Source organism: Actinospineispora spinosispora DSM 44797, from assembly GCF_000429025.1.
In the GTDB taxonomy this organism is placed as follows: Bacteria; Actinomycetota; Actinomycetes; order Mycobacteriales; family Pseudonocardiaceae; genus Pseudonocardia; species Pseudonocardia spinosispora.
The window spans coordinates 57,788-68,401 of record NZ_AUBB01000040.1 but is presented as its reverse complement, the minus strand read 5'-3'; the positions used below and the strand labels follow the sequence as shown (position 1 = coordinate 68,401).

Sequence of the window (10,614 nt, the reverse complement as noted above, 5' to 3'; positions counted from 1 at the left end):
CTGGTGTGGTCACCGCACCACCATCGCGCGTCGCACCGGCCCCGGTCTTGGAGGAATGGGAGCACCACAGGTGGACGTTCGGGTCGGTGATGGTGCCGGCGACGCCTGCCCGGCGAGGCTGACCTCAAGTCCAGGATTAGAATACGGTTCGGTTTCTCTTTGAGAACCATCCGTGCCTATGTACTCTGACGGTCATGACCGCGGCCGTCCTGCCCGCGCCGACTCAGCCCGCGCCGACTCAGCCCGCGCCGACTCAGCCCGCGCCGACTCAGCCCGCGCCGACTCAGCCCGCGCCGACTCAGGGTTGGCTGCTGCCGCTGGGCGTCTTGGTCGTGGGCAGCTTCATGTCGGTGCTGGACGCCAGCATCGTCAACGTGGCACTCCGGCTACACGCTGGCCCTGGGTGTCGCGGTGCCGCTGACCGGGTGGCTCGGCGATCGGATCGGCAAGACCTCGCTGTACATCCTGTCGATGGTCGGCTTCGCGGCGGCGTCCGCGCTGTGCGGGATGGCCTGGGATCTGGCCAGCATGATCGGTTTCCGCATCCTGCAGGCCATCCCCGGTGGCATCTTGCCGGTCGTGACGATGACGCTGCTGTTTCAGATCGTGCCCAGGGAGAGGATGGGCGCGGCGATGGGTATCTACGGCCTCGGGGTCGTGGTCGCGCCGGCGGTCGGGCCGACCTTGGGCGGCTACCTGGTCGAATACGTCGACTGGCGGCTGATCTTCTACATCAACGTGCCGATCGGGTTGCTCGGCACCGTCGCGGCGATCGCGCTGTTCCCCCGGCAGAAGCCGACCAGGTGACCACGGTTCGACCTCTGGGGATTCGTCACCGTCGCCTACGGACTGTTCGCCCTGCTGCTGGCCGCATCCGAAGGGCAGGACTGGGGCTGGGACGGCTACCGAATCTGCGGGCTGATCGTCTCCGGGCTGCTGAGCCTGGCGTTGTGTGTGGTCATCGAGCTGGAGGTCGAGAACCCGTTGATCGATCTGCGGGTATTCAGCGGCTGGCCTTACATCAATTCGATTCTGCTGCTGGGCATCGTGATCACGGCTCTGTTCACCGGGCTGTATTTCATCCCGCTGTACCTACAGCAGATTCAGGGAATGCAGGCATTCGACGCGGGCCTGGTCCTGCTTCCCTCCGCGTTGGTGATGGTGGTGATGATGCCACTCGCCGGGCGGATCTATGACGCGATCGGACCGCGCTGGCCGGTGACGATCGGACTCGTGATCATCGCCTACGCGTCGTATCTACTGGCCCAGATGACCCCGGCCACGCCCCGGTTCGACATCGAACTGTGGATGTCACTGCGAAACGTCGGTACCGGGCTGTCCATGATGGCGATCATGACGTCCGGGATCGCATCGCTGCCCGCATCGTTGACCAGTGCCGGCACCGGTATGAACAACATCATGCAGCGGGTGGCGTCCAGTCTGGCGGTAGCGATCTTCGGCGCCCTGGGCGCCTCTGACGCGGCTCAGCTGATGTCGGACCAGGCCTCCCTGCTACGGACCGGGGCACAGGCCCTACCCCGGGTAGCGACCGCGCAGACGTCCGATCTGCTCGGCATCTACCAGGCGATGAACCAGAGTGCGACCACCCAGACCTACGCCAACGGCTTCTACATCACCACCGTGATGTGCGCGGGCGGCGCGGTACTCGCCCTCGGTCTGCGCTCCGGCAAACCGAAAGGATCCGCTGAACCGGCGGTCGTGGAGTTATGAGCCGTGGTTCGACGGCTCGGCTCGTTCTGCTCAACGGCGCGCCCAGCAGCGGCAAGTCGACGCTCGCCGGGAGGTACGCCGCCGCGCATCCACTCACGCTGGCTCTGGACATCGACGTCGTCCGGGGCATGCTCGGCGACTGGCTGAATCGGCCGACCGAGGCAGGGTTGGCCGCTCGGGCGATGGCTCTGCGCATGGCTCACGTGCATCTGAGCTCGGGCCACGACGTGCTGGTCCCGCAATTCCTCGGGCAGATCGGTTTCATCGTCGAACTCGAACAGCTGGCCACGACGGCCGGCGCCGAATTCATCGAGGTGATGTTGCTGAGCAGCACACCGGACATCGCCCGACAGTTCACCGAACGGGCACGCCGTCCCACCACCCGAGCACAACGGGACGCGTCAGCGCTGCTGGAACTCCACGGCGGCATCGCAGAGCTGCCGACCATGTGCAACCGGCTGCTGGACGTGCTCGCGGCGCGACCGAACACCAGAATAATCAGGACAACGACCGGCGAACCGGAAGCCGCTTACCACGATTTGCTCGCGTTGCTTTCTCAAAGCTGATCGCTGAGGGCCTGACCACGCCGTTCAAGGGCCACATGCGTGTCCGGTCGTCGTCAGCGTCGCTCCATATGACAGTCCGGACGGCCGTGGTAGCTGCCGTACGAGTCGCCGATGTGCCGTTGCTCGTCGTCCCAGTCCCGCTGTTGGGTGTAGAACTCCTCGCCGTCGGCGCACTCCACGTGCACATCCGGGCCCTGGTCATCTGGGTCGTCCGGCCCACCGCACGAACGCGAATGGCACCCGTGCCCACCGAGTACCGGCTCAGCGGCCGACGCGGTGGAAGCCGTGATGAGCAGCGCGGTGACAACAGCCATAGACCCGCCAAGGAAACGCACGCCCGTACGCCACATGAATTTGCCCCAGTATGAATGGAAAGCAGGATGTTAGCGAGTGATCGTATCGATCGATCAATTAGTGGAAAGTTAAAGCAGTCGGAAACTCGCGCTAATTCGCCGACGCTCCCCGGTCGCGCCGCCGTCAGCGGATCCCACCATCGGCGAACCCGGAGTCTGTCCTCGCCGGGTCATGGGGTGAGCGTGGTCCTGCAGGTGCACAGCTCGGCCAGTACCTCGGGCAACGGAATCACACCGATGCCGGGGCCGGTCGGGATCGGAATCCGGCCGTCGATCAGGACGAACGGCTCGGTCAGATCCTGGGCGTAATACCGGTCCGAACCGGAGATGTCCGAGGGCAGCGTGAAGTTGCTCAGCCCGGCGAGTGCCAGGTTCGCCGCACGCCCGATACCGGTTTCGAGCATCCCACCCGCCCACACCGGGACACCGGCCGCCGCGCACGCGTCGTGCACCCGACGCGCTTCGAGATACCCGCCGACCCGCCCCGGTTTGATGTTGACGACCGCGCACGCACCGATCCGGATCGCCTCGTACGCGGCCCGAGCCGACACGATCGACTCGTCGAGACAGATCGGAGTCCGCACCATCCGGGCCAGCCCCGCATGCCCGACGACGTCCTCCTCGTCCAGGGGTTGTTCGAGCAGCAGTAGGTCGAAGGCGTCCAGCCCGGCGAGATGCCGCGCGTCGGAGCGCCGGTACGCGGAGTTCGCGTCGACCTGCAACAGGACGTCGTCACCGAAGTGTTCCCGAACGGCGGCGACCGGCGTCACGTCCCACCCGGGTTCGATCTTGAGCTTGATCCGAGGGTAGCCGGCGTCCAGGTACGCCCCGACGACGTCGAGCAGCTCGGGGATCGTGTCCTGGATACCGACCGAGACCCCGGAGACCACCTCGGTAGAAATGGCGCCCAGGTACCTGCTAAGTGAGACACCCGATGCGCGCAGCTCGGCATCCAACAGGGCGGTCTCCACTGCGGACTTCGCCATCCTATGCCCGCGTACCGACGCGACGACCTCCCCGAACCTCGCCGTCGTCACCTCACCGGCCGCGAACAAGCGGGGCACGAGCTGCTCGGCGACGACCCGCTGCGCCGCGTCGGTGTACTCGCTGGAGTACAGCGGGTCCGCGAGGGCGACACATTCGCCCCAGCCCTGCGCGTCGTCGGTCTCCAGCCGGACCACCAGTACGTCCCGGCCGGTCTCGACACCGAACGAGGTACGGAACGGCGAGACCAGCGGCATGTCGATCCGGATGAGCTCCACCACATTGATCTTCATCGGGCCTCCGAGGTCCGCATCGTCGAGGGGGGTTCCAGTACGCACCAGCCGTCATCGGACATTCCGGTCCAGCGGTAGCCGGTGTTCAGCCGGGGAGCCATGACCGAACGCAGCGCACCGCGCCAGGTGAGTGTGTGCTCGGCGGCCACGATCTCCGGCAGCCGTAACCGGACCGGACCGACAGTGGCACGCTCGGACCGACACGGCCGACCGTGCTGATCACTGTCCAACACGGTCACCGACCGGATGCTCGATGAGGCGGGCAGGCGGCCGCCCGAGAGATCCCAGCGCACCCATACCCGATCGGTCGGCACACCGGCGTTGTACACGTCGTCCAGCGGGCCGTAGTGGTCCACCAGATAAGCGACCCCGACAGCACCCAGCCGGCTGATGTTCAGCAGCGCGTTACGCCGAAGCAGCGGGTCGAACGTCCAGCTCAGATAGCTGATCCCCCGATCGAGACACCAGGTGCGCTGGTGGTGTTTCACTGCGATGCCGATTCCCCGCCGACGCCAGTCCGGATGGACGCCCACCACGTGCGAATGTAGGTGCACCGGGTCGTCTACGGCACGAAAGCCCACCGCGCCACCGACCAATCTCGTCCCGGCGAACGCACCGAGCACCATGCCGCCGGTGTCGCTGAGCGCGCGGAGCACCTCCAGCGGCACCGCGGTCTCCGTGGTACCCCAGACCAGGCGGAACAGCGACACCAGCTCCGCCAGGTCGCCGCTGTCGGTCAGGTCGCGCAGCTGTACCTCGACGTCCATCGGGCCACCGTGCGCCGCGCCACCGCCGGGCGCATCGTCGGGAACATCAAGAATCCTCCGGCTAGATTGGCGCACACCACAAGACGGTGTCTGCAGGGGGCGACCGGAATGGGCGAGGTCGGCGAACCACGGGGACTGCCGGCAGCGGGCCCCACCACCCGGCAGCTGGTACGGGACATCGGACCAGCGCTGCTACGGCTCGTCTCGACCGGCGCGACGGCCGACGACCCACTGGCCTCGGTCGTCATCCACCCACCCACCGAAACCGCCGTGCCAGAGCCGAACTGCGTGGTCCTCGGCATCGGCGCGAAGACCGAAGCCGAGGTACTCGGCCTGCTGGCGGCGACCAACCCGACCGGTCCCGGCGTCGTCGCGGTCAAGGCACCGATGCCCAGCTCGATCAGCACCGTGCGAACGACCGGGCCGGCGATCATCGAGGTCAGCACCGACGCATCCTGGATGCACGTCGCCACCACGATCCGGGACTACCTGATCGACTACACCCGAGCGCGGATCCAGCCCGACGATGACAGCACCGACCTGTTCGCTCTGGCGAACGCGATCTACACCGCACTGAACGCCCCGGTGACGATCGAGGACCGGTTCTCCGCCCTGCTCGCCTGGTCAGCCGGTCAGGACCAGACCGACCCGGAGCGAATCACCACCATCCTCGGCCGCGCGGTACATCAACGGACGCTGGAGCAGCAGCGGGAACGCGGCGAATTCCAACGACTACGGGCCAACGCCGGACCGGTCTACTTCGCCGCGACTGAGCCCGGGTACCTGTCCCGGGTGGCGATCGCGGTACGCGCCGGAACGGAGGTCCTGGGCTATCTCTGGGTGGCGGTCGCCGAACCACTCGACTCGGCTCGCGCGCACATGCTCGAACAGTTCGCGCTGGTGGTGGCACCGCAGATCGCCGGTCTGCGCACCGAGACCGCCCACGCTCGCCGCCAACGCGAGGAACTCGCCGCCGCGGTGCTCGCCGGCTCCGCCGACCTGGTGGGAGCCGGCCGCTTGCAGCTGGGCGACGGCCCCCTCTGCGTGTTGGCAGCCGCATCTCGGGTATCCGCCGGTGGCCACTCTCCGATCGGCAACGATCCCCGTGTCGATCTCACCGCCGACGCGGTCGCGGTGGATGAGCTGCGGCGGTTCGCCGACACACTGGAGTACTACCTGGCGGCGGTGCATCCCCGTTCGGTCACCGTGCGCGGCACCGGTGTGGTCTACGCGCTTCTCGCCTACCCGGTGGGCGCCACTCAGGCTCTCGACTCGACCACCCGCCTCGCCCGCGACTTCCTCGCCCGGACCCCTCTCACCGACGACCACGTGATCGCGGCAGGCGGTCCCAGCGAGTCGATCGGGCGCATCACCACGATCCGGTCGCAGGTCGACGCCACAGTGCGCGCCATGCGGCATCCGAGCTTCACCGGACAGTCGGTGTGCGCGGTCGAGGACGCGGCGCTTTCGGTCCTGCTGCTGCACCTGGCCGATATGACCGACTCGCTCGGCCTGCCGGACACCACCGGCGCGCTACGGCGGCTCATCTCCCGCGACGGTCCGACCGGCGTTCTCGCCGACACCATGGCCGCCTACCTCGACGCCGCGGGCAACACCGAGGTCGCCGCACGCGCGCTGCGCATCCACGTCAACACCATGCGCTACCGGCTCCGCCGGATCCGCGACATCTCCGGACTCGACTTCGCCCACGGCGACACGATGCTGCTGACCCACCTTCAGCTCAGAGTCAGAACGCTGCGCACCCCTCGTACTGACGATCCCGACAAGAACCCACCGGCTGATTGAGTGTGAAGAACAAGACCTGACTCCGGCGATGTCACACACTCTGACGATGCCGAGCCCGTCAACCGCCATCCGTCCGCGGAGAGCAACACGATGACCGGGGCCGGTCTGCTCATCCAGGGCGGGGCCATCGCTGACGGGGGCGGCGGGCCGCCCGTACCCGCGGACGTGCTGGTGTACGGCGAGCGGATAGCCGCGGTCGCGACCCCCGGCACGATCCCGCCCGGCGATCGGCGACTGCTCGACGCCACGGGTTTGATCGTCGCTCCGGGGTTCATCGATGTGCACTCACACGCGGACAACGCGCCGCTGCTGGCGTCCGACGACACCACGAAGATCCTGCAGGGCGTCACCACCGAGGTGGTCGGCAACTGCGGGATGTCCCTCGCACCGCTCGACCTGACCAGCGCCGACTCACGCAATCATGTCGGACGCTTCTTTCCCGGGGTCGACCCGACCTGGCAGAGCTGGTCGCGGTTCGTCGAGTACGCCGACGACCTGGGCTACGTCACCAACCACGCCGCGCTCCTCGGCCATGGCACGTTGCGCGCCGCCGTGCTCGGCCTGGCCGATGCGGCGCCGGACGCGGAGCAGCTGGCCACCATGGGCCGGCTGCTCGACGAGGCGTTTGAGGGCGGAGCATTCGGTCTGTCCAGTGGATTGATCTACCCGCCCGGAAGGTTCAGCGACACCGCCGAGCTGATCGAGTTGGCCCGCCACCTCGGCCCGTCCAGGATCTACGCGACCCACCTTCGTGACGAGGCCGATCTGCTGCTCGCCTCGATCGCGGAAGCGGCGAGGATCGGTGCCGAGAGCGGGTGCCCGGTGCACCTCTCCCATCTCAAACGTGCCGGCATGGCCAATTGGCACACCATGCCGAGCGCACTGTCCGCCATCGCGCACGCCACTGACACCGGTGTCTCGATCACCAAGGACGTCTACCCATACACGGCGTCGTCCACCATGGTGACCGCGCTGTTGCCACCACCGTTCCTCATCGGCGACGACGAGACGGTCCTCGCCCGGCTCGCGTCGCCGGACCAGCGACGACGACTCGCGCTGCTCGTCGAGGGCGGATACCCCGGCTGGGAGAACCCCGGGCGGGCCGCCGGCTGGGACGGCGTACTGCTCTCGGCCACCGGCAGTCACCGCTACGAGGGTCACACCCTCGCCGAACTGGCCGAGCAGCTCGGTACGACACCGGTGGATGCACTGGTGCGCATTCTGCTCGAGGAGAAGCTGAACGCCCAGATGGTGCTGTTCGACATGCACCCCGACGATCTGCGTGCCGCGCTGGCCGACCCGGACACGATGATCGGCAGTGACGGGCTGCCGCCGGGCACGGGCGGAAAACCGCATCCGAGGTTGTTGGGCACGTTTCCCCGGGTGCTCGGTCACTACGTGAACGACACCCTGCCCCTGGGTGAGGCCATCCGGCGAATGACGTCTCTACCGGCACGTGTGTTCCGAATCCCGGAGCGCGGTTGGCTCCGCCCCGGGTATCTGGCCGACCTGGTGGCGTTCGACCCGCGCACCATCGACCACCGCTGCGATTACCGCGATCCGGTCCAACCGGTATCCGGCATCTCCTGGGTCAGCCAGGCCGGCCGGCTGGTCGTCGACCACAACAGGTATCTCGGCCCGCGTCTCGGCAGACGCCTCACCCCGGCCGGGTGAGGTCACCCCACCACTGAGAAGGTCACCGTGCGCGCTGAACCGCCCACACCCGACATCCGACGGGTCATCGCCGTCTCGGTCACCATCCTGTTCGTAGCCTGGATCGTGGACTACGTCGATCGGCTGGTGATCGCCACCGCGCTTCCCACCATCGGTACGGAATTCGGGCTCAACCACACCCAGCAGGGCCTGCTGTTGACCGCCTTCTTCGTCACCTACGCGCTGTTCCAGATTCCGGGCGGAATGCTGGCCGACAGGATCGGCTCCCGGAAGACGATGGTGATCGCCATGACCGCCTGGTCCGCGTTCACCGGGTTGAGCGGCTTGGCCACCTCACTCGGCATGCTGCTCATCGTCCGGGTGCTGTTCGGGGCCAGCGAGGGAATCTTCCCCGGCGCGGCGATGAAGGCGACGAACGAGCGCACCACGCCGCGCAATCGGATGACCGCGGGCGGCGTGATACTCAGCGCGAACACCCTGGGCGCGGCGCTGGCCCCGTTGATCGCCGCCCCGCTGATCACCGCCATCGGCTGGCGGCACGCGTTCTTCAGCATCGCCGTCGCGGGCGTCGCGGTCGCCGCCCTGCTCTGGTTCGCCCTTCCGCGCGCGCTCTCGTCCCGACTCACCCGGGACGTACCGGTGACCGGGCGGGGGCTCTCGGTGTTCGCCATGCTGGGCAAAGGCGTGCTGTGGCGATTCGCCCTGATCTACGGTGGCTACAACCTGGTGTTCTGGGGCATGGCAGCCTGGGTCCCGGGCTACCTGCAGACCGAACGCCACCTCTCACTCAACGCGTCCGGGCTGCTCGCCTCGATCCCGCCCGCCTGCGGTGTCGTCGGCAGCGTGCTCGGCGGCCTGCTCTTCGACCGGGTCTTCCCCCACCGACATCGCTTGCTCATCGTTCCGCCGTGCGTGGTGTCCGGGATATTCCTGTTGCTGATGGCCCGAGCCGCCAGCACCGAGATGTTCATCATCTACCAGGCACTCACAATGCTCGTCTACAGCCTGCCCAGCCAACCGATCTTCGGGCTCCCACTACGGCTACTGCCCGCCGAGGTGGTCGGCTCGGCCAGCGCGATGATCAACATGGGGGGCCAGATATCCGGGGCGATCGCCCCGATCGCGATGGGCATCCTCGCCGATGAAGTCTCCTTCACCGCCGCGTTCCTGTTCCTCGAACTCGGCCTCGCCACCGCCGTGATCGCCGCCTACTGGGCGCCACAGCGCCCCGCGGACCTGATCAGCCACTTCCCCGAACTCTTCGACCGACCAGCGACGACCACCCTCTGACCGACGACCACCCGGTGGTCATCGATCGGGAAGGAACTTCGCCGAGCGGTTGTTACCCGACATATGAGCGACACCGATCCCGGCCAAGTCACCCGACGGTTGTTCGAGCTGCTCGGCAGCCAGGACCTTGACCAAGTCACGACACTGTTCGCCGACCGAGTCGAGTTCGCCGTACCGAGCGCACCAGACGTCCCCTGGATCCCAGCGGCGAACTCACCCGCCGGAATGCGGGAGTTCTTCGCCGGACTGCCCACCCACCTGGAGGCGAAACGCTTCGTCGTCGCCAAGATCATCAATGACGCGGAGGATGCCGTCGCGTTGGGCGACCTGGTGTCCGTTGTACGTGCCACCGGCCGCACCATCACCTCCCGGTTCGTCGTCCACATCGGCGTGCACGAGGGAAAGATCAACCGCTACGTGATGTACGAAGACAGCTGGGCGGTCGCCCAAGCACTCAACGACTGAATCACGCGATGACCACGTCGCACCGTGGTATCGGCGTAGCTTCCAGCTCAGGGGTAACGACTGCCGACCAATGCGGCAGCAGCGCGAGCGGCCCGGTCGAACGGTTCGAGACTCCCCCGGGCCCGGCAGAGCACGTGCGCCCCTTCCAGCAGTGTGATCAGGGTGGTGGCCAGGTCGGCCGCCTCGCCTTCGGCCATACCGGTGGCGGTGAGGCTGCCGGCGAGCTGCTCGACCCAGGAGTCGAAGGCGTCAGCGGCGATCAGCCGGAGGGTTTCGTCGGCGGTCACGGTGGCCGCGGCGACCACGCACCCGCCGCCTTCGGCCGAAGCCTGCACGACCGGTCGGACAACGGTGAGGAATTCCTCGACCAGCGCCCTCGGGGTGGGCGCGGACAACTGGGACAGGTGCGCGCGGACCTCGCCGCCGGTGCGTGCGGTGGCTTCCGCGACGAGCTGCGCCTTGCCCTGCGGGAAGTGGTGGTAGATCGCGCCCCTGGCTGCGCCACTGTCGCGCAGGACCTCGGTGAAGGCCATCCCGGCGACCCCGTGCCGCTGTAACGCGACCGTCGCCGCGTCGAGCATCCTGGTGCGCGTATCCCTGGCCAACTCGGGGTTCCTCTCACCCTTGACTAGTACGAGCATCCTACGACAGAGTGGACTAGTACGTACGTACTAGCAATCAGTGG

General features: G+C 67.4%; 11 protein-coding genes. 7 read left to right on the top strand and 4 right to left on the bottom strand.

The genetic code is table 11. The features are described 5' to 3' along the window. Window positions 1-411: 411 nt before the first annotated feature. From G406_RS56985 to G406_RS0118985, 3 genes are all read left to right on the top strand, one after another. Window positions 412-807, top strand: a complete 396-nt coding sequence (locus tag G406_RS56985; RefSeq protein WP_051342348.1) for an MFS transporter — start codon at window positions 412-414, stop codon at window positions 805-807. Window positions 808-954: 147 nt separating this feature from the next. Continuing rightward, complete coding sequence (locus tag G406_RS56980; protein ID WP_051342347.1) at window positions 955-1,731, top strand: MFS transporter; 777 nt, start codon at window positions 955-957, stop codon at window positions 1,729-1,731. Further along, the gene (locus G406_RS0118985) at window positions 1,728-2,297 is read left to right on the top strand and encodes an AAA family ATPase (RefSeq protein ID WP_028935043.1); all 570 of its coding nucleotides are present in this window, start codon (window positions 1,728-1,730) and stop codon (window positions 2,295-2,297) included. The genes G406_RS56980 and G406_RS0118985 overlap by 4 nt, the downstream gene beginning before the upstream one ends. A 53-nt stretch (window positions 2,298-2,350) precedes the next feature. On the opposite strand, the gene G406_RS56975 is transcribed toward G406_RS0118985, so the two are convergent. The 3 genes from G406_RS56975 to G406_RS54185 all read right to left on the bottom strand — a co-directional run bounded on the left by G406_RS56975 (window position 2,351) and on the right by G406_RS54185 (window position 4,694). Further along, complete coding sequence (locus G406_RS56975; RefSeq protein WP_156934981.1) at window positions 2,351-2,611, bottom strand: hypothetical protein; 261 nt, start codon at window positions 2,609-2,611, stop codon at window positions 2,351-2,353. A 209-nt stretch (window positions 2,612-2,820) separates the two neighbouring features. Further along, on the bottom strand, window positions 2,821-3,927 hold the full coding sequence (gene menC / locus G406_RS0118975; protein ID WP_028935042.1) for an o-succinylbenzoate synthase: 1,107 nt from the start codon (window positions 3,925-3,927) through the stop codon (window positions 2,821-2,823). Then, entirely contained in the window at window positions 3,924-4,694 is a 771-nt protein-coding gene (locus tag G406_RS54185) for a GNAT family N-acetyltransferase (RefSeq protein ID WP_051342346.1), read from the bottom strand. The genes menC and G406_RS54185 overlap by 4 nt, the downstream gene beginning before the upstream one ends. 108 nt (window positions 4,695-4,802) lie before the next feature. On the opposite strand from G406_RS54185, the gene G406_RS48020 reads away from it, so the two are divergent. From G406_RS48020 to G406_RS0118950, 4 genes are all read left to right on the top strand, one after another. Continuing rightward, a complete protein-coding gene (locus tag G406_RS48020) occupies window positions 4,803-6,500 on the top strand; it encodes a PucR family transcriptional regulator (RefSeq protein ID WP_051342345.1) in 1,698 nt (565 codons plus the stop codon). Window positions 6,501-6,590: 90 nt separating this feature from the next. Then, window positions 6,591-8,174: an N-acyl-D-amino-acid deacylase family protein gene (locus G406_RS0118960; protein WP_028935041.1), complete on the top strand. Its 1,584-nt coding sequence runs from the start codon at window positions 6,591-6,593 to the stop codon at window positions 8,172-8,174. 27 nt (window positions 8,175-8,201) lie between these two features. After that, window positions 8,202-9,464: an MFS transporter gene (locus tag G406_RS48015; protein ID WP_051342344.1), complete on the top strand. Its 1,263-nt coding sequence runs from the start codon at window positions 8,202-8,204 to the stop codon at window positions 9,462-9,464. Between the two features lie 63 nt (window positions 9,465-9,527). Beyond that, window positions 9,528-9,929, top strand: coding sequence for a nuclear transport factor 2 family protein (locus G406_RS0118950; protein ID WP_028935040.1), 402 nt, complete (start codon window positions 9,528-9,530; stop codon window positions 9,927-9,929). A 47-nt stretch (window positions 9,930-9,976) separates the two neighbouring features. On the opposite strand, the gene G406_RS0118945 is transcribed toward G406_RS0118950, so the two are convergent. Further along, window positions 9,977-10,534 carry a TetR/AcrR family transcriptional regulator gene (locus G406_RS0118945; RefSeq protein WP_028935039.1) on the bottom strand — a complete coding sequence of 186 codons (558 nt, stop codon included), beginning with the start codon at window positions 10,532-10,534 and terminating at the stop codon, window positions 9,977-9,979. Window positions 10,535-10,614: the final 80 nt, after the last annotated feature.

Bases quoted from the DNA above. Each gene is read 5' to 3' on its own strand.
- G406_RS0118985 (WP_028935043.1), top strand. From the start codon at position 1,728: ATGAGCCGTGGTTCGACGGCTCGGCTCGTTCTGCTCAACGGCGCGCCC.
- G406_RS56975 (WP_156934981.1), bottom strand. From the start codon at position 2,611: ATGGCTGTTGTCACCGCGCTGCTCATCACGGCTTCCACCGCGTCGGCC.
- menC (WP_028935042.1), bottom strand. From the start codon at position 3,927: ATGAAGATCAATGTGGTGGAGCTCATCCGGATCGACATGCCGCTGGTC.
- G406_RS54185 (WP_051342346.1), bottom strand. From the start codon at position 4,694: ATGGACGTCGAGGTACAGCTGCGCGACCTGACCGACAGCGGCGACCTG.
- G406_RS48020 (WP_051342345.1), top strand. From the start codon at position 4,803: ATGGGCGAGGTCGGCGAACCACGGGGACTGCCGGCAGCGGGCCCCACC.
- G406_RS0118960 (WP_028935041.1), top strand. From the start codon at position 6,591: ATGACCGGGGCCGGTCTGCTCATCCAGGGCGGGGCCATCGCTGACGGG.
- G406_RS0118950 (WP_028935040.1), top strand. From the start codon at position 9,528: ATGAGCGACACCGATCCCGGCCAAGTCACCCGACGGTTGTTCGAGCTG.